Here is a 22729-nt window from a genome sequence, read left to right as displayed (position 1 = left end):
GTGGCCGCCGAGCGCGACCACCGTCCCGGTCCCGGGCGGTGGTGGGCCCGCGGGCTGCTCGTCGGCTACCTGGCCCTCGGCGCGTTCGTCACCCTGCGACCGGACCCGATGGGCCGGTTCTCCCGCCCGATCACCAAGGCGGTGATGGAGGCCACCGACCAGCGCTGGGCGGTGGCCTTCCCGCTCGTCGAGCGTGGCGGGAACGTGCTGCTGTTCGTCCCGCTGGCGCTGCTGCTGTGCTGGTCGCTGCCCCGGTGGCCCCGGTGGGCGGTCTGGCTGCTGTGCGTGGCCGGCTCGGTGGGCATCGAGCTGGTCCAGGCGCTGTTCCTGCCGGCCCGCTACCCGTCCCTGGTCGACATCGCGACCAACAGCACCGGCGCCGCGATCGGCGTCGGGCTGCACTGGCTGCTCACCCGCCGCCGCTGACGGTCACCCGCCGCCGAGAGCTCCTCCCTCGTGCGGTGGTCCGGCGTGGCAGGTGGACCGCCGGGGTAGTGCCGGAGGGTCGCCCACCGGCCTCAGCCCCGGGCGCCGGGCGACCGTGAGGAGGAGCGGACGATGAGCGCACCCACCTGCACCCCGCACCAGCAGCACCACGAGCACCAGCACGGCCCCGGCTGCGGCCACGACTCGATCCAGCACGAGGGTCACGTCGACTACGTGCACGACGGGCACCGGCACGCCGAGCACGAGGGTCACTACGACGAGCACGGAGCGCACGACCACCAGTAGCACCCGGGCGACCGGGTACGCCGGTCCACCCGCAGGCTGACCGGTCGGCCGCCCACGGCGAACGACCCCACCGTGGGCGGCCGTCGGCTGCCCTGCGGCCCAGCCGCCTCGGTGGCCCCGGCGGAGATCAGCCCGCCAGGAGCGCCTCGAGGACCTCCCGGCGCAGGAACGCCAGCCGCGCGCGCTTGGTCGGCAGCTCGACCTCCGGGCCGAGCTCGAAACCGGTCCGGCGCAGCCGCTCCAGGGCGCCCTCGTTCGCGGCGTCGGGCTCGACGACGACGCGCCGCATGGTCGGGTCGGCGAGCGCGACCGCACCGAGCGCGGCGGCCAGCCGCAGGGTGAAGCCCGGCTCCGGCGTCGTCGCGGGGGCCAGCAGCACGTGGATGCCGAGGTCACCGGGCTCGACGGCGTACACCTCGCCCACCGGGTCGGCGGCCGGCTGGTAGGTCTGCAGCAACCCGACGGGGCTTCCCTCGACCGACACCAGCCAGGCGTGGTGGGTGTCCAGCGAGTCGACGTAGGCGTAGATCTCCCGCACCTGCTCCTCGGTGTGGTCGGTCATCCCCCAGAAGCGGGCCCGCTCCTCCCGCACCCAGGAGTGCACGAGCGGGGCGTCGCGGTCGGGGTCGAGCCGGCGCACCTCGAAGGTGCGGCCGTCCCCGAAGGGGTGGGTGCCCTCGGCGAGGCGGGCATCGGTCACGGGATCTCCTCCGGTCGGGCGGGTGGGGCGGGGATGACGTCGGGCGGGTGGGACGGGGATGACGTCGTACGGGGGGACGGGGACGAGGGAGCCGCTCGCCCACAGCGGGGTCTGGTCCTCGGTGTGCGGGCCGGGCGCACCGTCGGCGCCGAGCGGGACGACCCAGCGGCTGGCGTCGCGGTCGGCGAGGTCCCAGACGTAGCGGGCCACCGGTCCGCGCAGGGAGAGGTCGGTGAGCCCGGGCAGGCTCGCGGTCGCGAGGACGCAGTCGGTGTCGCCGTCCAGCGGCAGCCCGTCGGCGGGCCGGTCGACGGTGTCCTCCCAGGGCGTGCCGTCGAGGGAGTGCACGGTCCGCAGCCGGTGCGTCGCCCCCCAGTCCGGCACGGGCGTGGTCGCGGCGTCGGCGAGTGCGTCCCGGACCAGCGCGTCGACGTCGACGCCGTGGTGGGGGAGGACGTCGAGCAGCCGCTCCAGCGCGGACCCGACCCGCTCCACCGGGGACAGCCACGGGGCAAGCACCTCGGGCACCCCGGCCGGGCGGTGCAGCGGTGCGAGCAGCGGCAGGTCCAGGACGCGCCGCACCAGGGCGCTGCGCCAGGCGGCGAAGGCCCCGGCGCCTCTGCTGGCCGCGGCCATCCGGCGGTCCCAGGAGAGCACCTCGGCGTGCAGCCGGGCGGCGGGGGTGCCGGGCTCCGGTGCCGCAGCCCGCTGGAGGACGTCGATCAGCCCGGTGGCGGGGGAGGCCGTGTCGACGAGCAGCTCGGCGAGGTCGGCGGGGCGCAGACCGGTGCGGTCGCCGACGAGGGCGCGGAGGCGGGCGGCCCGGTGCGGCGGGGCGAAGACCGTGCCGTGGCCGGCGACGTCCGGTCGGGCGTCGTTGGCGGTCACCGCGACGCCGTCCCACGGTGCTGCGTCGGTGACGCGGAGGCCGGCCGCCGGCGGGTGGGTCCCGCGCCAGGCGTGCGCGCGGTCCCACGCCGGCACCGGGTGCCAGCGGTTGGCGGTCGCCCGCTCGGGGACCCGGCCGGCGACCAGCTGGCGGACGTCGCCGGCGGTGTCGGCGACCAGGACGCTGTTCACCGGCTCGACCCACGCGGCGAGGGCTGCGTCGACGTCGGCGGTGGTGCGGGCCTGCAGCAGCAGCGGCAGCGCCTCGAAGCCGAGCGCGGCGTCCACCCGGCTGGGCGCGCGCAGGCTCAGCGCCTCCGGCTCCCCGCCGTCCGTGCCCACGGCCCAGGACGGCACGACCACCGGGCCCCGCGCGGTCTCGACGGTCTCGACGGTGACCGGCTCGCCGTTCCGCACGTCCAGCCGGACGGTGCGGGCGTCGGCCGGCGCCCAGCCGTCGGGCCCCAGGGCCAGCAGCCGGTCTCCGTCCCGGCGCAGCCGCTCGCGGTAGAGGTCCTGGTGGACGGCCATCGCGTTGGTCACCGCCCAGGCCACCGTGCCGGTGTGGCCGAAGTGGGCGACGCCGGGCACCCCGGGGAACGCGAGCCCGACGACGTCGAGGGCCGCGGGCCCGTCCACCACCAGGTGCACCTGCTGGTAGACGCCGGGGCGCTCCAGCACCCGGTGCGGGTCGCCGGCGATCAGCGGCAGCCCGGACGCCGTCCGGGCCCCGGTCACCGCGACCGCGTTGCTGCCGTCCGGCGGGCCCAGGCCGAGCGCGGTGGCGAGGTCGGGCCCGAGCCGCGGCCCGAAGGACCGCAGCAGGTGCCCTCGCCAGACCGTCGTGCCCAGCGCCCCGAACAGCACGTGGTGGACGAGGAAGACCCCCAGCGGGGTCCACGCCCGCCAGCCGCCGTGCCCACCCCGCGGCAGGCCGAGGGCCTGCAGCTCCGGTGACCGCGCGGCGCCCTCGGCCAGCCCGTCGCGCACGCCCGCCACGTAGGCGTTGACCCACCGCCGGGTCGCCGGGTCGAGCGCGTCGTGGCAGCGCCGGGCGGTGTCGTCCAGCCGGGCCCGGGCCGCGAAGGTGTCCCAGGACAGCCCGGCCGCGCCGACGTGCGCGGCCAGCGTCGCCTCGCTGCGCCAGCGCTCGACCTCCAGCTGCCACGCGCGGTCGACGGCGGTGACCCGCCCCTGCGCGAAGGCGAGGTCGTCCAGCGAGCCGGCCCGCACGGTGGGCACGCCGAACGGGTCGCGGGTCACCCCCGCCGGTGCGGTCACCGGTGCCTGGTCGCGTGCCCGGCGACCGGGTTGGCCAGCGTCCCGGCGTACAGCAGCGACGACGCCTGGTCGGCCAGGTCGACCATCTGGGTGGTGTTGCGCAGCTGCAGCCGGTTCAGGCAGGAGTGCCGGAACTCCGGGGTGAAGAGGTCGAAGCGCCGGTGCAGGTCCGGATGGGCGTCCCGGTGGGCCAGCAGGCAGTCGGCGACGCAGTCCCAGACCTCCTCGGCGGGCAGCAGCCCGTCGGCGTCCAGCACGCCGGCGAGGTACCGGAGGAAGCCGTCGAAGACGTCGGTGAAGACCGAGAGCAGCCGGACGTCGTCCTCGTAGTCGACCCGGACCCGCTCGACGCCCGGGGGCAGCGGCCGGTCCCCGAAGACGGCGACCTCCTCCCCGACGTCCTTCATCAGGACCCGGGTCGGCACCGAGTCGCGCAGCACGAGGATGACGTTCTCCCCGTGCGGCATGAAGGCGAGGTCCTGGGCGAGCAGGCAGTGCACGACCGGGCGGAGGTAGGCGTCGAGATAGCGCCGCAGCCAGCTGCGCGGGTCCAGGCCGGAGTCGGCGACCAGGCCGCCGACCAGCGAGCGGCCCTCGGCGTCCCGGTGCAGCAGCGCCGCCATCGTCATCGCCCGCTCGTCCGGGGCCAGCCGCGGCACCGGGCTCTCCCGCCAGAGGGCGGCGACCATCCGCTGGTACGGCGAGCGCAGCCCACGCGCGGCCATCCGGTGGTACGCGTCGCCGGTGTAGCCGACCGAGGCGAGCTCGCGCAGCACGCCGAACCCGCCGGCCACGAGCTCGGGGTCGCCGGTGACCACCTCGGCGACCCAGTCGTTGATCGCCGGGGTCGCCCGCATGTAGGCCGGTGAGAGCCCGCGCAGGAACCCCATGTTCTGGATCGCCAGCGCCGTCTTCACGTAGTGCCGGTCGGGGCGGTCGAGGTCGAAGAACGTCCGGATCGACTGCTGGGCCTGGTAGCGGTCCTCGCTGAGGCCCACCGGCACGAGGTCGCGGCGGCCGACATCGGCGGCGAAGGTGACCGCCAGCCGGTGCTCCCACTGCCACGGGTGCACCGGCAGGTAGCGGAAGTCGGCCGGGTCCAGGCCCAGCGACCGCAGCCGGCCGGCGAAGCGCTCCAGCAGCTCCTCGCCGAGCTGGCCCGCGTAGAGCTGCTGCTCGTCGACGCCCTCGCCGCAGGCCAGATGGGTGTGCTCGCGACGCGCCGCCAGCCAGACCAGCCGGACCGGGGCGCCCGACTCGGGGGAGTAGGCGACCTGATCGGCCAGGCCGAAGCCGATCCGCCCGTTGTTGGCCACGAACGCCGGGTGCCCCTCGGTCATCGACCGCTCGACGGTCTGCAGGTCGGCGCGGGCCAGCTCCCGGGCGTCGGCCCGGCGGTGGTGCAGCTTCCACGCCGCACCGGCGAGGGTCGCGCTGACCTCCTCCAGGTAGGTGCCCAGCAGCTGGTCGGGGATGCCGAGGTCGGCCTGCAGCTCGTCGACCAGCGCGAGCGCGTCCAGGGGCGCGTCGACGCCGTCGACGGTGCGGGACACCGAGGCCGGGTCGACGTCCCAGTGCTCCAGCGGCAGCACCCGCGCGGCGAACCGGTAGCGGACCCCGGGGGCGGTGGGCAGCGACCACCAGGTGCGCCCCAGGGCGTCGGCCGGCCCGCCGTCCGCCGCGGGGGTGACGAGTCGCTCGTGGCCGAACTCCGACAGCGCCTTGGTGACGACGTGCCGGTGCGCCCGGGCCATCGCCACCGGCTCGAGGTGGCCGGCGCCGAGGGGGGCGACGTCCGTCGAGAGCCCGTCCCGCTCGGTGGTGGACGCGGTCATGCCAGCACCCCGCCCAGCTCGCTGGCCGCGAAGGACGCCGCGGTGCACGTGCTGAGCGCCGCCGTCTTGCGCCCCAGGTCGACCAGGCCGTGCTCGACGAAGCCCGCCGCCCGGTTCTTCGCCCGGATCGCCGCGTTGCGCGCGTCCGGCTCGACGACCACCCGGCGCGCGCCCGGGCGGTCCAGGGCGAAGCGGACGACGGCCGCCATCACCGCCGAGGTCAGGCCGCGGACGGCCGGGGCGCCCTCGGCGGGCGGCGCGACGAGGACGTGCATCCCGACGTCGCCGGGCTCGGCCGGCCAGACGCCGACGAGCTCCCGGTGGCGGGGGTCGTAGGTCTCGGCGAGGAACGCCGGCGCCCCGTCGACCCGGCCCAGCCACGCGTCGTGGTGCGGGTCGGCGGTGATCGCGGCGTAGGCGGTGCGCACCTCGGCCGGCCCGGCGTCCTGCATCAGCCAGTAGACCGAGCGGGGGTGGGTGACCCAGGCGTGCAGCAGCTCCAGGTCGCGGTCGACGTCCAGCGGTTCCAGGGTGAGCACCCCGACAGCCGTGCGGACCGACCAGGGCGGTGCGGTGGGGGCGGTGCTCATCGGGCGGCCCCCGCCGTCAGCCCCGCCTCGTCGGGCAGTGCGTCGGCGTCCTCGAGCTCCACCCCGAACTCCTGGTAGGCGATGTGCTGCTCGACCGGGTAGACCTCCCGGCCGCACATGGCGTTGACGATCACCGAGTTCCGGTAGGGGCCCATGCCCAGGTCCGGCGCGGTGAGGCTGTGGGTGTGCTCCTCGGCGTTCTGCACGAAGACCTCCCGGCCGGTGGTGTCCACCGCGTAGTCCAGCGCCACGTCGTACCGGCCGCGCGCGTCCCAGCGGATCCGGTCGCGGACCGGGTCCAGGAACGCCGGCACCCGGGACCGGTAGCCGGTGGCGAGGACCAGCCCGCGCGTCGTCCGGGTGACCGTGCGCCCCTGCTCGGCGTGGTGCAGTCGCAGCTCGTGCCGTCGCTGCCCGGCGTCCCAGCGGGCACCGACCACCTCGACGCCGGTGTGCAGGGAGGAGGGGACCTCCCCGCGCCGTCCCGTGCGGTAGAGGGTGTCGTAGATGGCGTCCACCAGGCTGCCGCTGATGCCCTTGTAGAGGTGGCGCTGCTCGCGGGCGAGGGTGTCGCGGCGCCCCATCGGCAGGGCGTGGTGGTAGCGCGCGTACTCCGGCGAGGTCATCTCCAGGGTCAGCTTCGTGTACTCCATGGGGAAGAACCGGGGTGATCGGGTGAGCCAGTCGACGCGGTAGCCGAGCCGGTCGGCGTCGGTCAGCAGGTCCAGGTACACCTCCGCGGCGCTCTGCCCGCTGCCCACGACCGTCACGTGCCCGAGGGTCTGCAGCTCCTCCTTGTGCTCCAGGTAGGCCGAGCTGTGCCACACCGGGCCGGGCAGGTCCCGCACCGGCTCCGGCACCCACGGCGCCGTCCCGACGCCGAGCACCAGCCGCCGGCCCAGGTGCACCTCCGGCTCCCCGGAGCGGACGTCGCGGGCGTGCACCCGGTAGACGCCCGCGGCGGCGTCGTGCTCGACCCGCTCGACGCGCCGGCCCCACCGCAGCCCGGGCACCCGCTCGGCGACCCAGCGGCAGTAGGCGTCGTACTCCGCGCGGAGTGGGTGGAAGTCCTCGCGGATGTAGAAGGGGTAGAGCCGGCCGGTCGCCTTGAGGTGGGCCAGGAACGAGTACGGGGACGTCGGGTCGGCCATGGTCACCAGGTCGGCCAGGAACGGGACCTGCAGGGTGGTGCCCTCGATCATCATCCCGGGGTGCCAGGAGAACTCCTCGTGCTCGTCGAGGAAGACGCCGGACAGGTCGGGCACCGGGGCGGTGAGCGCGGCCAGGCCGAGGTTGAACGGCCCGATCCCGACGGCGACGAAGTCGTGCACGGTGGCGGTGCTCATGTCGGTGCTCATGCCGGTGCTCATGCCTGGGCCTGCCCGCCGGCCAGCACCAGCGCCGCGGGGGCCACCGCGGACTCCGCGACCAGGTCCTCCCCGGCCGCCCGGACCAGGTCGACCACCGTGCGGACGTCGGCCCGGGTGGTCGCCGGGTTCAGCAGGGTGAGCTTCAGCCACGGCCGCCCGTCGACCACGGTGCGGGCGACGACCGCCTCGCCCTCGTCGAACAGCCGCTCGCGGATGCCGGCGACGAGCCGGTCGGCAGCGGCCGGGTCCAGCGGGCCGTCGGGGCCGGTGGGCCGGTGCCGGAACAGCACCGTGCTCAGCGTCGGTGCGCTGTGCACCTCGATGTCCGGCGCGGCGCACAGGTCCTCGTGGACCTGCACGGCCAGGTCCAGGCACGCGTCGAAGGCCTCGCCGATCGCGTCGGCCCCCATCGCGCGCAGCGTCACCCAGAGCTTGAGCGCGTCGAAGCGGCGGGTGGTCTGCAGGCTGCGGTCCACCTGGTTCGGCGCCCGCTCACCGCGCGGGTTCAGGTAGGCCGCGTGGTGGGTGACGTGCCGCAGCGTCGCACCGTCGCGCACCAGCACCGCCGAGGAAGCCACCGGCTGGAAGAAGGTCTTGTGGAAGTCCACGGTCACCGAGTCGGCGCGCTCGATGCCGTCGAGCAGGTGCCGGCGGCGGCGGGAGACCAACAGCCCGCCGCCGTACGCGGCGTCGACGTGCAGCCACGCGCCGATCTCCGCGCAGACGTCGGCCACCGCGGGCAGCGGGTCGATCCGGCCGAGGTCGGTGGTGCCGGCGGTGACGGCCACCGCCATGACGACGTCGCCGGCGTCCTGCACCCGGGCGGCGACCCGGCGCAGCGCGGCGGGGTCCATCCGGTGCCGCTCGTCGGTCGGCACCGGCACCACCGCGTCCGCGCCCAGCCCGAGCAGGCGCGCGGACTTGCCGACGCTGAAGTGGGCCTGGTCGGTGGCCAGGACCCGCAGCCGCGCGCCGGGGGGCAGGACGCCGCCGGGCAGACCGGCGAGCGCCTCGTCGCGGGCCAGCAGCAGGGCGTGCAGGTTGGACTGGGTGCCGCCGCTGGTGAACACGCCGTCCGCGGCGGGGCCGAGGCCCGCGCGGCCGGCCGCCCAGGCGATCAGCCGGCGCTCGATCAGGGTGGCCGTCGTCGACTGGTCGTAGGTGTCGACGGAGGTGTTGACCGCGGAGGCGAGCAGGTCCGCAGCGAGGGCCGGGATCGCGACCGGGCAGTTCAGGTGGGCGACGTAGCCGGGCTCGTGGAACCACACCGCGTGCTCGAGGTAGAGCCGGGAGGTCTCCTTCAGGGCGGAGAACGTGTCGCCGAGCGGCGTCTCGAGGTCGACCCCGGCGACGAGCTCCTCGAGGTCCTGCTGCGGCGCGCCCGACCGGGGGCGGCGGACCACCCGGACGCGGTCGGTGAGCGAGCCGAGCGCCGCGGTGACGACCGCGGCGTAGTGGTCGACCGTCGCACCCGAGAACAGGTGGGCGGTCGGGGTGTGCTCCGTCACGAACGAGCCCTTCCGTAGGTTAGCCTCCCCTAAACACGGCGGACGGTACACGGGGCTGGACCCCGGTGCGCAGGGTCCCGCCGAGGTCACGTCGAGAGGGGCACAGGGGTGCAGCACGGGTGGGAGGGCGTGGTCCTCAAGGCGCTGCGCGGTCGGGACTTCGTCCTCACCGTGCGCGGGAGCGAGCAGGTCGGCGAGCAGTACCAGCGGGTCCGGGTCTCCGACGGCGGGCTGCTCGGGGCCTGCCCGCCGCACCCGGCGATGTGGGTCCGGCTGTGGTTCGAGCACGACGGCCGCCCGCACCAGCGGGCGTACACGCTCGTCGACCCGGACCCGGCGGCGGGCACCTTCGACCTCGAGTTCGCCCTGCACGACGGCCCGGCGGCGCACTGGTCGCTCACGGCGCGGCCCGGCGACACCATCGAGGCCACGGTGCAGGGCACCCGCGAGGAGCCGCTGCCCCCGGGCACCCGGATGGCGCACCTGGTCGGCGACCCGGCGTCCCTGCCCGCGGTGAACTCGTTCCTCGACGCCCACCCGACGACGCCCGCGCGGGTCTGGCTGGAGGCCGGGCACCCGGCCGACCGCGACCTCCCGGTGCGCGCCCGGGCCGGGCACGAGGTCGTGTGGGTCGCCCGGGACGGCGCGGCACCCGGGCAGGCGGTGCAGGCCGCCGTCACGGCTGCCTGGGCGGGAGCCGCGGCCGCCGATCCGGCGCGGGACTGGTTCTGGGTGGCCTGCGAGGCCGCCGCCGCCCGGGCGCTGACCAAGCACCTGCGCCGCGAGCTCGGCGTGGGCAAGGACCGGGTGTCCTCGCTCGCCTACTGGCGCGCGACGTGACCGCGCCGTCCACCGTCGCCGAGGCCTCCCCGGTCGCGGCGGGCCGGCCGCCGTGGGCCCTGCTCACGACCCTCTGGGTCACCCAGTACGTGGGCATCGGCTTCCTCACCGTCGGGCTGGTCGCGATCCTGCGGGCCGACGGCGTCTCCCTCGCCGACCTCTCCCTCGTCTCGCTGCTGGGCCTGGCCTGGCCGCTCAAGCTGCTCTGGGCCCCGCTGCTGGACCGGTACGGGTCTCGCCGGCTGGGGCACCACCGCTCCTGGCTGCTCGCCCTGCAGAGCGCGATGGTCCTGGCGCTCCTCGCGCTGCTGCCCTTCGACGACCCGGCCGGCTCGCTCGGCCCGCTCGTCGCCGTCTGCGCCGTGTACGTGCTGCTGTCGGCCACCCAGGACGTGGCCGCCGACGCCCTCGCGGTGCGGCTGCTCCGCCCGGAGGACCGTGGGCTGGGCAACGGGCTGCAGGTGGGCGCCAGCTACCTCGGCACCGTGCTCGGCGGTGGCCTCTGCGTCCTGGTGTACGACCGCGTGGGCTGGACGGCGGCGGTGCTGCTGCTCGCCGGCCTCACCCTGGTGGCGCTCGCCGTCGTGCTGCGCTTCCGCGAGCCCGCCCGCGACCCGCGGCCACCGGGCAGCGCGGCGTGGGGTGCGCTGATCGGGGTGTTCCGCCGCCCCGGCGTGCCGGTGTGGGCGCTGGGCGTCGTGCCGCTGGTCTACGGGGGCGCGGCCGGCGTGTACGCCCTGCCCAGTGCGGCGCTCGTCGACGCCGGGTGGTCGCTGACCCGCATCGGCGTGGTCACCGGCGTCGTCGTCAGCGTGCCCGCGGCGCTGGCCGGCCCGCTCGCGGGGTGGCTGGTCCGTCGCTGGGGGCGGTCCGCGGTGCTCGTGGGCGGCGGGGTCGCCCTGGCGCTGTCCACCGCCGGGCTGGTCCCGCTGCTCCTCGGGTCGGCGCCGCTCGCCGGCACGGTGGTGGCGCTCAGCGGCTTCCTCGTGGCCTACACCGCGCTGAACGTGGTGGTCTACACCGTGAGCATGGACCTCTCCCGCCCGGCCACGGCGGGCACGGACTTCACGACGCTCACCACGGTGCCGCTGCTCGCCTCGTTCCTCACCGCCTCCGCCGCGCTCGCCACGGCGGCGCTCGTCGGGTACGTCGCCTCGGCGGCCGTGTGGTGCGGGGTCACCCTGCTCGGGGTGGCCCTGGGCGTGCGGTGGCTGCGGGCCGCGCCGCTCCGTTGACGACGACGGTCCCGGCCGGCCGGACGGCGGTGGGCCCGCCCCGGCGGCTGCCGCTGCTCGCGGTCGAGGCGGCGACCCTGCTCTCCGGCACGGCCAACGGGGTCACCTCGGTCGTCCTGCCGTGGCTGGTCCTCGAGCGCGGTGGCGGGGCGGCCGGCGCCGGCCTCGTCGCGGCGGCGACGGCGCTGCCGCTGGTGCTCACCGCGGTGCTCGCCGGCGTCGTCGTCGACCGGGTCGGCCGGCGACGGGTGTCGGTCGTCTCCGACGTCGTCTCCGCGGCCGCGGTCGCTGCCATCCCGCTGCTGGAGCTGGCGACGGGCGGGCTCGGGCTGGGGTCGGTGGTCGCGCTCGCCGCCCTCGGGGCGCTGCTCGACCCGGCTGGGGTGACCGCGCGGGAGGCGATGCTGCCGGAAGCCGCCGCGGCCGCCCGGCTCCCGCTGTCTCGGGTCAACGGCGTCCACGAGGCGGTGTGGGGGGCGGCGTTCTTCATCGGGCCGGCGGTCGGTGGCGTGCTGATCGGGCTGGTCGGCGCGGTCCCGGCGCTGTGGGCCACGACGGGGGCCTTCGTGCTGTCGGCGGTCGTCGTCGCCCTCGTCCGGGTCCCCGGCGGCGGCCGGCCGGAGAGCCGTGCGGAGTCGTCGGCGGGCGCGGTCCGGCGGGTGCTCGCCGACACCGCCGAGGGGATCGCCGTGCTCCGCGCCGACCGCCTCGTGCGGTGCGCCGCCGCGGTCGCCGTCCTGGTCTCCGCGACGTACCTGCCGATCTCGGCGGTGCTGCTGCCGGTGCTGTTCGAGCAGCAGGACGCCCCCGGCCGGCTCGGCCTGCTGCTGCTCGTCATGAGCGGCGGCTGGGTGCTGGGCAGCCTGCTGCAGGGGGCCGTGGGCCACCGGCTGCCCCGCAGTCTCGTGCTCCGGGTCGCCACCGTGGGGGCGTCCCTGGCGCTGGTCCCGTTCGTGGCCCTGCCGCCCTACCCGGTCCTGCTCGGCTGCGGGGCGCTCGCCGGCCTGCTCTTCGGCCCGATCAACCCGCTGGTCAACCTGGCGTTCCAACGCCGGGTGCCGTCGCACCTGCGCGGGCGGGTGCTGGGCATCGTCGCCTCCGGCGCGTACGCCGCGGGCCCGGTCGGGCACCTCGCGGCCGGCCTGCTCGTCGACGGCACCGGGCTGCGCACGGCCTTCGCCGTGTTCGTCGGTGCCGTCGTCGTCGCCGCACTGTCCGTGCTCGTGCTGCGCCCGCTCCGGGAGCTCGACGACCTGCCCGACGGCGAGGAGACCCCGGTGGCCTCACCTGTCGCGGTCGGGCCGGTGCTGCCCGAGCCCCGGACGCCGGCAGCCCGGTAGCGTCTCCGGCACATCACGGCAGTGCGCGAGGAAGCCGGTGCGAACCCGGCGCGGTCCCGCCACTGTGAGCCGCTGCGTCGTCTGCGATGCGGAGGCGAGCCAGACACTCCGGCTGCCGTGCTCGACGACCCGGGGCGCGGACCCCGAGGGAGGCACCACGTGAGCTCACGCACCTTCACCCTGCTCTCCACCTCCGACACCGACCTGCTGTCGGCCCGGTCCAGCTCCGCCGACTGGCGGTTGGGCAACCCCTACCGCGCCGGCGACCTCGCGGAGTTCGCCGCCGGGACCGACCTCGTCGTGGTCCGCATCCTGGGGTCGCGCCGGAAGTACGAGGACATGGTCGCGCCGCTGCTCGCCCTGGGTGTGCCGGTCGTCGTGCTCGGCGGCGAGCAGCTGCCGGACGCCGAGCTCATGGAGCTCTCGACCGTGCCGATGGGCGTGGCGACCGAGGCGCACACCTACCTGGCCCAGGGCGGCCCGGACAACATGGTGCAGCTGCACCGCTTCCTGGCCGACACGGTGCTGCTGGACGGCGAGGGCTTCGAGGCCCCGGCCGTCGCGCCGGACTGGGGGCTGCTGGACCGCACGGGCCCCGCTGGTGACGGGGGAGTGAGCATCGCAGGGAGCGCCAGCGACCGAGGAGCGGAGCGAGCCCGCAACGGCGACGACGACGCTGCGACCGGCCCGCGGGTCGCCGTCCTCTACTACCGGGCGCACCACCTGGCCGGGAACACCGCGTTCGTGCACACGCTCTGCGAGGCGATCGAGACCGCCGGCGGCGTGCCGGTGCCGGTCTACACCGCGTCGCTGCGGTCGGTGGAGCCGGAGATGCTCGACGTGCTCCGCACGGTCGACGCCATGGTCGTCACCGTGCTGGCGGCCGGCGGCTCCAAGCCCGCCACCGCCTCCGCCGGTGGGGACGACGGCGCCTGGGACGTCGGCGAGCTGGCCCGCCTCGACGTCCCGGTGATCCAGGGGCTGGTGCTCGGCACCCCCCGGGAGACCTGGGCGGCCAACGACGACGGGCTCTCCCCGCTGGACGTCGGCAACCAGGTCGCCATCCCCGAGTTCGACGGCCGGATCATCAGCGTGCCGTTCTCCTTCAAGGAGGTCGACGACGAGGGCCTGACCTCCTACGTGCCCGACCCGGAGCGGGCCGCCCGGGTGGCCGGCACCGCCGTCGCGCACGCCCGGCTGCGGCACACCGCCCCCGCCGACCGCAAGATCGTGGTGATGCTGTCGGCGTACCCGACGAAGCACTCCCGGATCGGCAACGCGGTCGGCCTGGACACCCCCGCGTCGGTGGTCCGGCTGCTGGCCGCGATGGCCGGGCAGGGCTACGACATCGGCCCGTTCGACGGCGAGGGCTCGCTGCCCGGCATCGCGGACCTGGACGGCGACCGGCTGGTGCACGCCCTGATCGAGGCCGGCGGCCAGGACCCGGACTGGCTGACCGCCGAGCAGCTGTCCGGCAACCCGGTGCGCATCCCGGCCGCGGAGTACCGCCGGTTCTTCGACACCCTCCCCGCCGAGCTGACCGACCGGATGGTGGAGCACTGGGGGCCGCCGCCGGGCGAGCTGTTCGTCGACCCGACCGACGACTGCATCGTGTTCGCCGCGCTGCGCGCCGGCAACGTCGTGGTGATGGTCCAGCCGCCGCGCGGCTTCGGGGAGAACCCGATCGCGATCTACCACGACCCGGACCTGCCGCCGTCCCACCACTACCTGGCCGCCTACCACTGGCTGCGCTCGTCCTTCGGCGCGCACGCGGTCGTGCACGTGGGCAAGCACGGCAACCTGGAGTGGATGCCCGGCAAGACCGTGGGGCTGTCGTCGTCCTGCGCGCCGGACGCCGCCCTGGGCGACCTGCCGATGGTCTACCCGTTCCTGGTCAACGACCCGGGCGAGGGCTCGCAGGCCAAGCGGCGGGCGCACGCGGTGCTGGTCGACCACATGGTGCCGCCGATGGCCCGCGCCGACACCTACGGCGACATCGCCCGGCTGGAGCAGCTGCTCGACGAGCACGCCAACATCGCCGCGATGGACCCGCCCAAGCTGCCCGCCGTCCGGCAGCAGATCTGGACGCTGATCCAGGCCGCCAAGCTCGACCACGACCTGGGCCTGGACGACCGGCCGCACGACGCCGAGTTCGACGAGATGATCCTGCACGTCGACGGCTGGCTGTGCGCCATCAAGGACAGCCAGATCCGCGACGGGCTGCACGTCTTCGGCTCCCCGCCGGAGGGCGACGCCCGGGTCGGGCTGGTGCTGGCGATCCTGCGGGCCCGGCAGATCTGGGGCGGCTCGGTCGCCATGCCCGGCCTGCGCGAGGCGCTCGGCCTGGTGGAGGACGGCTCGGCCGGGCTGCACGAGACCGACGAGGTCGAGGCGAAGGCCGCCGCGCTGGTGGCCGGCATGGAGGATCGCGGCTGGTCGGCGGCGGCGATCGCCGACGTCGTGACCGGCGTGCTCGGCACCGCCGACGACGCCGTCACGACGGTCCTGCGGTTCGCCGTCGACGAGGTCGTCCCGCGGCTGGCGAGGACGACCGACGAGATCGACATGGCCCTGCACGCCCTGGACGGCGGCTACGTGCCCGCCGGGCCGTCGGGCTCGCCGCTGCGCGGGCTGGTCAACGTGCTGCCGACCGGGCGCAACTTCTACTCCGTCGACCCGCGCGCGGTGCCCTCCCGGCTGGCCTGGGAGACCGGGCAGGGGCTGGCCGAGTCCCTCGTCGAGCGGTACGTGTCCGAGACCGGTTCGTTCCCGGCGTCCGTGGGCCTGTCGGTATGGGGCACCTCGGCGATGCGCACGTCCGGTGACGACGTCGCGCAGGTGCTGGCGCTGCTCGGCGTCCGGCCGGTGTGGGACGAGGCCTCCCGCCGGGTGACGACGCTGGAGCCGATCCCGCTCGGTGAGCTGGGCCGCCCGCGGATCGACGTCACGGTGCGCATCTCCGGGTTCTTCCGGGACGCCTTCCCGCACGTGGTGACCATGCTCGACGACGCCGTCACCCTGGCCGCGGGGCTGGACGAGACGCCGGAGCAGAACCACGTCAAGGCGCACGTGGACGCCGACGTCGCCGAGCACGGCGACCGCCGGCGGGCCACCACCCGGGTGTTCGGGTCCAAGCCCGGCGCCTACGGGGCCGGGCTGCTGTCGCTGATCGACAGCCGGGACTGGCGCACCGACGCCGACCTGGCCGAGGTCTACGCGGTGTGGGGCGGCTACGCCTACGGCCGGGACCTCGACGGGGTGCAGGCCCGCCCGGACATGGAGACCGCCTACCGGCGGATCGCGGTGGCGGCCAAGAACATCGACACCCGCGAGCACGACATCGCCGACTCCGACGACTACTTCCAGTACCACGGCGGGATGGTCGCCACGGTGCGCGCGCTGACCGGTTCGTCGCCGAAGGCCTACATCGGCGACTCCACCCGCCCCGAGCACGTGCGCACCCGCTCGCTGGTCGAGGAGACCTCGCGGGTGTTCCGGGCCCGGGTGGTCAACCCGAAGTGGCTGGCCGCGATGCGCCGGCACGGCTACAAGGGCGCGTTCGAGATGGCCGCCACCGTCGACTACCTGTTCGGCTATGACGCCACCACCGGCGTCGTCGCCGACTGGATGTACGAGAAGCTCGCGCAGAGCTACGTGCTCGACCCGGAGAACCGGGCGTTCATGGAGGAGTCGAACCCCTGGGCGCTGCACGGGATCGCCGAGCGGCTGCTGGAGGCGGTCGACCGCAAGATGTGGGCCGAGCCCGACCCGGCGCTGCTGGCCGAGCTGCAGCAGGCCTACCTGGACACCGAGGGCGACCTGGAGGGCGGCGACACCCCGGCCCAGCAGCCCGGCGCCGGCGCCCAGGCCTGAGGTGCCCAGCGGTGATCAGGTGACCTGATCGAACACTGGCCTACCGCACCAACGTTGGTGCGGTAGGCCAGTCAGTGATCAGGTCACCTGATCACTGCGCGGGGGCGCGGCGGGACCGATGAGTCCGTCGGCGTCCGGCGGTCTAGGAGTGCATGGCGACGACTCTGCTGGCGATCGGCACGCGCAAGGGCCTCTGGCTCGCGACGAGTGAGGACCGGCGCAGCTGGTCGCTCTCCGCACCGCACTTCCTGATGACCGAGGTGCCGAGCATCGGCATCGACACCCGCGACGGGCGCACCCGGCTGATGGTCGGCGTGCGGTCGGAGCACTTCGGCCCGACGGTCCTGCACTCCGACGACCTGGGGACGACCTGGGACGAACCGGCCGGTGGGGCGATCCGGTTCCCGGCCGACACCGGGGCCGCCGTCGAGCGGATCTGGCAGCTGCGCCCGGACTCCGCCGACCGGCCCGGCGTGGTCTGGGCCGGTTGCGAGCCGATCTCGGTCTGGCGCTCGGACGACGGCGGGGAGCACTTCGAGCTCTGCCGCGGGCTGTGGGACCACCCGCACCGCAGCGAGTGGGGCGCGGGCTACGGCGGCGCGGCGGCGCACTCCGTCGTCCCGGGGCCCGACGGCACGGTGCACGTGGCCATGAGCACCGGCGGCGTGTACCGGACGCGGGACGGCGGGGCGTCCTGGCAGCCGCGCAACTCCGGCATCTCCGCGTACTTCATGCCCGGGCCGGCGCCGGAGTTCGGCCAGTGCGTCCACAAGATCGCCCGGGACGCGGCCGACCCCCGGCGGCTGTACGCGCAGAACCACCACGGCGTGTACCGGTCCGACGACGACGGCGACTCGTGGACGTCGATCGCCGACGGGCTGCCGTCGGACTTCGGCTTCGTGATGCTCGCCGACCCGCGCCGCGGTGGGCGGATCTGGGTGGTCCCGCTGGTCGCCGACGGCGAGCGGATCCCGCCGGACGGCGAGCTCGCCGTGCACCGCAGCGACGACGCCGGAGCCACCTGGCGCCGCCTGGACGCCGGGCTGCCCACCCACGAGTACAACGCCGTGTTGCGGGACGCCGCCTGCGTGGACGCCGGTGACCCGGTGGGCGTCTACGTCGGCACCCGCGGGGGCGAGGTGTACGCCAGCGCCGACGAGGGGGAGTCCTTCAGCACGGTCACCTCCCACCTGCCCGACGTGCTCTGCGTGCGCGCCGCGGTGCTGCCGTGACCGTCCGGGTGCTGCTGCCGCGGCTGCTCGCCGACTGCACCGGCGGCCGGACGTCGATGTCGCTGGACCTGCCCGAACCGGCGACGGTCCGCGCCCTGCTCGACGCCCTCGCCGCCGAGCACCCGGTGTTCGACCGGCGGGTGCGGGACGAGACCGGGGCGCTGCGCCGGCACGTCAACGTCTACGTCGACGGCGAGGAGGTCCGGCGGCTCGCCGGCCTGGTCACCCCGGTCCCGGCCGGTGCGGAGGTGATGGTCGTGCAGTCCGTCGCCGGAGGCTGAGCTCACCCGAGCAGGACGGCGGGCTGACACCCCCAGGCTCGAGCAGTGTGCTCAGCCGAGCAGGACGGCGGCGGCGAGCAGGGTGACCGCTGCCGTCACCTCGCCCATGGCGCCCATGACGTCGCCGTTGACCCCGCCCAGCCGGGTGCGGGCCCGGGAGAAGAGCGCCTCGGACGAGGCCAGCCCGGCGGCGACGGCCGCGACCAGCCCCAGCCCGGCGACCGGGCCGCCGACGACCAGTGCACTCCCGGCGGCCACCGCCGCGGTGACCAGTGCCGCTCCGGCCAGCCAGCCCCGGGACACGGTCCCGGCGACCGCCTGGCCCAGGGACGAGCCCGCGGCGATCGGCACCCCGGGCAGGCCGGTGCGCGCCATCGCCACCCGGGCGGCGACGGTGGCGGCCGGCAGGGCGAGCCAGCCGCCCTCCACGGTGAGCAGGGCCGCCAGGCAGCCGACCTGCAGCAGCAGCGTGAGCACCAGCGTGACGACGCCGAATGGGCCGACGTCGCCGGCGCGCATCACGGCCAGCGCCCTCTCCCGGCCGCGCAGTGGACCCAGCCCGTCGGCGGTGTCGGCCAGCCCGTCCAGGTGCAGTCCACGGGTGAGCGCGGCCAGGACGGCGACGCCCAGCACCGCACCGACCAGCGGGCTGACGGCGCGGCCGGCGGCCCAGGCGACCGCGGTGGCCAGGCTGCCGAGCACCAGGCCGACCAGCGGCGCCCAGGGCAGCACCCCGCGGGCCGAGGTCGCCGCCGGCACCCGCAGACTGGTCAGCAGCGCGAAGGACTCCGCCGGCCCGGCCCACCGGGACCGTTGCGGCACGGCGCTCACCGCAGCCGCTGGGGGAGCCCGGCGACCACGAACCACACCTCGTCGGCGGTCGCGGCCAGCCGCTGGTTCACCGTGCCGAGCGTGTCCCGGAACAGCCGCCCGGCCCGGGTCTCGGGCACCACGCCCAGCCCGACCTCGTCGCTGACCGCCACCACGTGCGCCGGCGTCATCACCCAGTTGTCGACCAGTGCATCGCAGCGCCGGTCCAGCCGGTCGCGGGCCGCGGCAGCGTCCGTGGGAGAGCCCGCGGCGTGCGCCCCGGTCGCGTCGGCGGCGTCCCAGATGCCGGTCTCGTCCATCAGCGCGGCCACCCAGGTGGTGACGCTGTCCACCAGCACGGCACCGCCGCGGATCAGCTCCGACGGTGCTGTCGTCTCCACCGTCGTCCACCCGGCCGGGCGGCGGGCGCGATGGGCGGCGACCCGTGCCGACCACTCGGCGTCGGCCTCGTCGACGACGGAGGTGGCGAGGTAGGTGACCTCGTCCCAGTCCGCCAGCAGCTGCTCGGCGTGCGCCGACTTCCCCGACCGGGAGCCGCCGAGCACCAGGACCCTGCTCATGCCACGTCCCCGGGCCCGTGCTGCTCCGCAGTCGCTGCCCGCCCGCCCGGCACCGTCCCGCTCACGGGAGGACCAGCGTGGTGACGGTGCCGTTGTGCGGGGTGACCGCCGGCATCTGGTCCGGGCCGAGACCGGCGACCACCCCCTGGAGGGCCCGGATGGTGTCGCCGTGGGTCACCAGGGCGACGACCGCGGCCGGCGGGTCGGCGCGCAGCCGGTCGAGGTAGCCGGCGACCCGGGAGTGCAGCTGGGTGAGGCTCTCCCCGCCCTCGGCCGACCAGTGCGGGTCGGTCCAGTCGACGACGTCCCAGAGCTCGCGGGAGGGTCGCCCCTCGAGCACGCCGTAGCCCTGCTCGCGCAGCGCGGGGGTGGTGGTGAGGGCCAGGCCGGTGGCGGCGGCGCAGTGCTCGGCGGTCTGCACGGCGCGGTGCAGGTCGCTCGAGATGAGGGCGCCGGGGCCGCCGCCGTCCCCGGTGAGCGCGGCGAGCTCGGCCGCGGCCTGCGCGGCCTGCTGGTGGCCGAGCTCGGTCAGCGGCACGTGCGGCGTCTGGCCCTGCATCAGCCCGGCGGCGTTCCACTCGCTCTGACCGTGCCGGACGAGGAGCAGGGTCAGGGGAGCGGCCATGGTGGTTGGGAGCGTAGGCGTCGGCTGGTGCGGGGCGTCGGGTGGTGCGGGGCGTCGGGTGGTGCGGGGCGGCGTGGGACCCGGCGGTCGGCACTCGTACCGTCGCAACCGTGACGATCCCGCTCCGCCCCGGCGCCGGTCCGGCAGCCCGGCCCGCCGCGCGCCCCACCGGACCCGACCCGCTCGCCCCGCTGCTGGAGCTGCCCGGTGTGGCCGCGGCGGCCGAGGACGCGCGCGCGGCGGTGGACCGGCTGCTCGGCCACAAGGTGCTCCGCCGCGAGTCCGCGGGGGTGAGCGCGGAGTCCGCGCTGCGCGGTGCCCGGGCGTCGGCCGCGCTGGAGGGCGTGGACCGGCCGCTGGCGGACCTGCGCGCCGGCGAGGTCACCGACCCGGTCGTGCAGGGCGCGCTGCGGGTCTCGGTGGGCCTGGGCTCGATGGTGGAGACCTGGGAGCGGGCGCCGGGTCAGGTGCTGGCCCGGTTGCACGTGCTGGCCGCCACCGGCCTCGCCGAGCCGGCCGACCTGGGGCGGCCCAGCGGCGCAGCCGGTCCGCGACTGGGTGGGCTCTTCTCGATCATCACCGGCAGCACGACCGTCCCGGCCGTCGTGGTGGCCGGGGTGGTGCACGGCGAGCTGGCCGCGCTCGCCCCCTTCGGTGTGCAGGACGGCGTGGTCGCCCGCGCGGCCGCCCGGCTGGTCGGCATCAGCCGCGGCCTGGACCGCAAGGCGGTGACGGTGCCGGAGGTCGGCTTCGCCGAGCTCGGGCGGGACGCCTACGAGGCTGCGCTGGAGGGCTACCGGACCGGCGGCCCGGCGGGGGTGGCCGGCTGGCTGGTGCACTGCTGCCGGGCCACCGCGCACGGCGCCACCGAGGGCCTGGCGATCTGCGAGAGCCTGCTCCGCGGCTGACGGCGGACCACCGCCCTGCCCCCGGCGAGCCCGGGACGGTGACCGGGAGGACGCCGTGGGACTGCGGTGGTCGCGCCGGGCGGCGAGACTGGGCAGATGCGCTTCCTCGAGGTCGACGGTCTGGGACAGGTCAGCCGGGTCGGACTGGGCACCTGGCAGTTCGGCTCCCGGGAGTGGGGCTACGGCGACGACTACGCCGGAGGGGCGGCGCGCGACATCGTCCGGTGGGCCCGCGAACTGGGCGTCACGCTGTTCGACACCGCCGAGGTGTACGGCTTCGGCCGCAGCGAGAAGATCCTCGCCGAGGCCCTCGGTGCCGACCGGGCCGAGGTGGTCGTCGCCAGCAAGGTGTTCCCGGTCGCGCCGTTCCCGGCGGTCGTCCGCAACCGCGCGGCGGGGAGTGCGCGCCGGCTGCAGCTCGACCGGATCCCGCTCTACCAGGTGCACCAGGCCAACCCGCTGGTGCCGGACTCGGTGACGATGCCGGGCATGCGCGCCCTCCTCGACGAGGGGCTGATCGGTGCCGTCGGGGTGTCCAACTACTCGCTGGCGCGCTGGCAGGCCGCCGACCGCGCGCTCGGCAGCCCGGTGGTGAGCAACCAGGTCCAGTTCTCCCTCGCGCACGCCGGGCCGCTGGCCGACCTGGTGCCCTTCGCCGAGCGCGAGGACCGGGTGGTCATCGCCTACAGCCCCCTCGCCCAGGGGCTGCTCGGTGGCCGCTACTCGGCCGAGCACCGGCCCGGGGGCGTGCGGGCGATGAACCCGCTGTTCGGCACCGAGAACCTGCGCCGGGCCGAGCCGCTGCTCCAGCTGCTGCGGGACGTGGCCGCCGCGCACCAGGCGAAGCCGGCTCAGGTCGCCCTGGCCTGGCTCCTCGGTCTGCCGCAGGTCGTCGTGATCCCGGGGGCGTCCAGCGTCGAGCAGCTGGAGTCGAACGTGGCGGCCGCCGAGCTGGAGCTGACGCCGGAGGAGCAGCAGGCGCTGTCCACTGCGGCGCAGGACTTCCAGCCGGTCTCGACCGCCCAGACGGTCCTGGACCAGGTGCGCGAGAAGGTCGCCGAGGTGCGCGGCCGCGTCGGCGGCTGAGCCCACGGCAGCGGAGCGGACGGCGGTCAGGCGCCGCGTCGCCGCCGGCGACCGGCCGGGGGCAGCGCGACCGGCGCGGCCAACGCGACGCCGGCAGCCGGGAGCGCCCGCAGTCCGCGCCGCCGGGCGTACCAGGCCAGCCCGGCCACGGCGGCCCCGACGCCGACCGCGGCGCTGGTGACGACCGGCGTCCGGGCGCCGCTGAAGCGGGAGCGCAGAGTGACCGGGCGGGTGAACTCGAGCACCGGCCAGCCCCGCTCGGCGGCGGCCTTGCGCAGCCCCCGGTCGGGGTTCACGGCGGTCGGGTGACCGACCGCCTCCAGCATCGGCAGGTCGGTCACCGAGTCGCTGTAGGCCCAGCAGTCGGCCAGGTCCCAGCCCTTCTCGGCGGCCACCTCGCGCATCGCGGCGGCCTTGTTCTCGCCGTAGGCGTAGAAGTCGATCTCGCCGGTGTACTTCCCGTCGACGGTGACCATCCGGGTGGCGACGACGCGATCGACCCCGAGCATCTCGCCGATCGGCTCCACCATCTCCGCACCGCTGCTGGACACGATGACGATCTCCCGGCCGGCCGCCTGGTGCGCCTCGATCAGGTCGGCGGCCTCGGCGTAGACGAGCGGGTCGACGATGCCGTGCAACGTCTCCCGCACGATCTCGTGCACCACGGCCACGTCCCAGCCCGTGGTCATCGCGGTGATCTGGCGCCGCATCCGCTCCATCTGGTCGGCGTCGGCACCGGACAGGGAGAAGACGAACTGCGCGTAGGCGCCCTTGAGGACGGCTCGCCGGTTGATCAGCCCACCCTGGAAGAACGGTCGTCCGAAGGCCAACGTGCTGGACTTCGCGATGACCGTCTTGTCCAGGTCGAAGAACGCCGCAGCGCGGGTCACATCGCACACGGTAAGGGGATCGGCAGCCCCGGGGGGCGGGCACACCGTCGTCCACACCCGGAGGGGTTGTCCACAGATGCCGCCCGGGGCTGGGCCGGCGCAGCCCGGGCCGCTGCGCTGGGGA

At 75.8% G+C, this 22729-nt stretch carries 19 protein-coding genes and 1 riboswitch; of the genes, 10 read left to right on the top strand and 9 right to left on the bottom strand.

Annotated features, from left to right (window positions below; genetic code table 11):
- The gene (locus tag FB380_RS03055) at positions 1-426 is read left to right on the top strand and encodes a VanZ family protein (RefSeq protein WP_166753787.1); all 426 of its coding nucleotides are present in this window, start codon (positions 1-3) and stop codon (positions 424-426) included.
- A 132-nt stretch (positions 427-558) separates the two neighbouring features.
- Positions 559-732 (top strand): zinc transporter permease, encoded by a 174-nt coding sequence (locus FB380_RS03050; RefSeq protein WP_166753786.1) that lies wholly within the window; start codon positions 559-561, stop codon positions 730-732.
- A 127-nt stretch (positions 733-859) separates the two neighbouring features.
- Here the strand turns inward: FB380_RS03050 and FB380_RS03045 are convergent, their stop codons facing one another.
- From FB380_RS03045 to FB380_RS03025, 5 genes are read right to left on the bottom strand one after another with little or no spacing between them, the layout of a single operon-like run.
- Positions 860-3601: a GNAT family N-acetyltransferase gene (locus FB380_RS03045; RefSeq protein ID WP_208382742.1), complete on the bottom strand. Its 2742-nt coding sequence runs from the start codon at positions 3599-3601 to the stop codon at positions 860-862.
- A complete protein-coding gene (locus tag FB380_RS03040; protein ID WP_229681947.1) occupies positions 3598-5436 on the bottom strand; it encodes an IucA/IucC family protein in 1839 nt (612 codons plus the stop codon). The genes FB380_RS03045 and FB380_RS03040 overlap by 4 nt, the downstream gene beginning before the upstream one ends.
- The gene (locus tag FB380_RS03035; protein ID WP_166753785.1) at positions 5433-6026 is read right to left on the bottom strand and encodes a GNAT family N-acetyltransferase; all 594 of its coding nucleotides are present in this window, start codon (positions 6024-6026) and stop codon (positions 5433-5435) included. Before FB380_RS03035 ends, FB380_RS03040 begins: the two co-directional genes overlap by 4 nt.
- On the bottom strand, positions 6023-7384 hold the full coding sequence (locus FB380_RS03030) for a lysine N(6)-hydroxylase/L-ornithine N(5)-oxygenase family protein (RefSeq protein ID WP_208382741.1): 1362 nt from the start codon (positions 7382-7384) through the stop codon (positions 6023-6025). Before FB380_RS03030 ends, FB380_RS03035 begins: the two co-directional genes overlap by 4 nt.
- Before the next feature lie 8 nt (positions 7385-7392).
- Complete coding sequence (locus FB380_RS03025) at positions 7393-8904, bottom strand: pyridoxal phosphate-dependent decarboxylase family protein (RefSeq protein WP_208382740.1); 1512 nt, start codon at positions 8902-8904, stop codon at positions 7393-7395.
- A gap of 108 nt (positions 8905-9012) precedes the next feature.
- Here FB380_RS03025 and FB380_RS03020 point away from each other — a divergent pair, with 108 nt between their 5' ends.
- The 6 genes from FB380_RS03020 to FB380_RS02995 all read left to right on the top strand — a co-directional run bounded on the left by FB380_RS03020 (position 9013) and on the right by FB380_RS02995 (position 17705).
- Entirely contained in the window at positions 9013-9744 is a 732-nt protein-coding gene (locus FB380_RS03020; protein ID WP_166753784.1) for a siderophore-interacting protein, read from the top strand.
- Positions 9741-10979: an MFS transporter gene (locus FB380_RS03015; RefSeq protein ID WP_208382739.1), complete on the top strand. Its 1239-nt coding sequence runs from the start codon at positions 9741-9743 to the stop codon at positions 10977-10979. Before FB380_RS03020 ends, FB380_RS03015 begins: the two co-directional genes overlap by 4 nt.
- Positions 10976-12319 carry an MFS transporter gene (locus FB380_RS03010; RefSeq protein WP_208382738.1) on the top strand — a complete coding sequence of 448 codons (1344 nt, stop codon included), beginning with the start codon at positions 10976-10978 and terminating at the stop codon, positions 12317-12319. Before FB380_RS03015 ends, FB380_RS03010 begins: the two co-directional genes overlap by 4 nt.
- A 27-nt stretch (positions 12320-12346) precedes the next feature.
- Positions 12347-12428, top strand: a riboswitch (cobalamin riboswitch).
- Positions 12429-12478: 50 nt separating this feature from the next.
- On the top strand, positions 12479-16192 hold the full coding sequence (gene cobN, locus FB380_RS03005) for a cobaltochelatase subunit CobN (RefSeq protein WP_166753783.1): 3714 nt from the start codon (positions 12479-12481) through the stop codon (positions 16190-16192).
- Between the two features lie 152 nt (positions 16193-16344).
- Entirely contained in the window at positions 16345-17424 is a 1080-nt protein-coding gene (locus tag FB380_RS03000) for a WD40/YVTN/BNR-like repeat-containing protein (RefSeq protein WP_166753782.1), read from the top strand.
- Complete coding sequence (locus FB380_RS02995; protein ID WP_166753781.1) at positions 17421-17705, top strand: MoaD/ThiS family protein; 285 nt, start codon at positions 17421-17423, stop codon at positions 17703-17705. The genes FB380_RS03000 and FB380_RS02995 overlap by 4 nt, the downstream gene beginning before the upstream one ends.
- 51 nt (positions 17706-17756) lie before the next feature.
- Here FB380_RS02995 and FB380_RS02990 read toward each other — a convergent pair whose 3' ends face one another.
- From FB380_RS02990 to FB380_RS02980, 3 genes are all read right to left on the bottom strand, one after another.
- Positions 17757-18527 (bottom strand): adenosylcobinamide-GDP ribazoletransferase, encoded by a 771-nt coding sequence (locus tag FB380_RS02990; RefSeq protein WP_229681946.1) that lies wholly within the window; start codon positions 18525-18527, stop codon positions 17757-17759.
- Between the two features lie 5 nt (positions 18528-18532).
- Complete coding sequence (gene cobU / locus FB380_RS02985; protein ID WP_166753779.1) at positions 18533-19096, bottom strand: bifunctional adenosylcobinamide kinase/adenosylcobinamide-phosphate guanylyltransferase; 564 nt, start codon at positions 19094-19096, stop codon at positions 18533-18535.
- A gap of 61 nt (positions 19097-19157) precedes the next feature.
- Positions 19158-19721, bottom strand: coding sequence for a histidine phosphatase family protein (locus FB380_RS02980; RefSeq protein ID WP_166753778.1), 564 nt, complete (start codon positions 19719-19721; stop codon positions 19158-19160).
- Positions 19722-19831: 110 nt separating this feature from the next.
- Between FB380_RS02980 and FB380_RS02975 the strand changes: the two genes are divergently transcribed.
- Together FB380_RS02975 and FB380_RS02970 are read left to right on the top strand one after the other, a co-directional pair.
- Positions 19832-20629 carry a Fic family protein gene (locus FB380_RS02975; RefSeq protein WP_188959540.1) on the top strand — a complete coding sequence of 266 codons (798 nt, stop codon included), beginning with the start codon at positions 19832-19834 and terminating at the stop codon, positions 20627-20629.
- A gap of 96 nt (positions 20630-20725) precedes the next feature.
- Complete coding sequence (locus FB380_RS02970) at positions 20726-21715, top strand: aldo/keto reductase (protein WP_166753777.1); 990 nt, start codon at positions 20726-20728, stop codon at positions 21713-21715.
- Positions 21716-21741: 26 nt separating this feature from the next.
- Here FB380_RS02970 and FB380_RS02965 read toward each other — a convergent pair whose 3' ends face one another.
- On the bottom strand, positions 21742-22605 hold the full coding sequence (locus FB380_RS02965) for an HAD family hydrolase (RefSeq protein WP_166753776.1): 864 nt from the start codon (positions 22603-22605) through the stop codon (positions 21742-21744).
- Between the last annotated feature and the right edge of the window lie 124 nt (positions 22606-22729).

This window comes from Modestobacter marinus (assembly GCF_011758655.1).
GTDB classification, from domain to species: domain Bacteria; phylum Actinomycetota; class Actinomycetes; order Mycobacteriales; family Geodermatophilaceae; genus Modestobacter; species Modestobacter marinus.
This window is presented reverse-complemented; position numbering and strand designations above follow the sequence as displayed.

Excerpts from the sequence above, each read along its gene's own strand:
- FB380_RS03035 (WP_166753785.1), bottom strand. The coding sequence starts at position 6,026 with ATGAGCACCGCCCCCACCGCACCGCCCTGGTCGGTCCGCACGGCTGTC.
- FB380_RS03030 (WP_208382741.1), bottom strand. The coding sequence starts at position 7,384 with ATGAGCACCGACATGAGCACCGCCACCGTGCACGACTTCGTCGCCGTC.
- FB380_RS03000 (WP_166753782.1), top strand. The coding sequence starts at position 16,345 with ATGGCGACGACTCTGCTGGCGATCGGCACGCGCAAGGGCCTCTGGCTC.
- FB380_RS03040 (WP_229681947.1), bottom strand. The coding sequence starts at position 5,436 with ATGACCGCGTCCACCACCGAGCGGGACGGGCTCTCGACGGACGTCGCC.
- FB380_RS03050 (WP_166753786.1), top strand. The coding sequence starts at position 559 with ATGAGCGCACCCACCTGCACCCCGCACCAGCAGCACCACGAGCACCAG.
- FB380_RS02980 (WP_166753778.1), bottom strand. The coding sequence starts at position 19,721 with ATGGCCGCTCCCCTGACCCTGCTCCTCGTCCGGCACGGTCAGAGCGAG.
- FB380_RS02970 (WP_166753777.1), top strand. The coding sequence starts at position 20,726 with ATGCGCTTCCTCGAGGTCGACGGTCTGGGACAGGTCAGCCGGGTCGGA.
- cobU (WP_166753779.1), bottom strand. The coding sequence starts at position 19,096 with ATGAGCAGGGTCCTGGTGCTCGGCGGCTCCCGGTCGGGGAAGTCGGCG.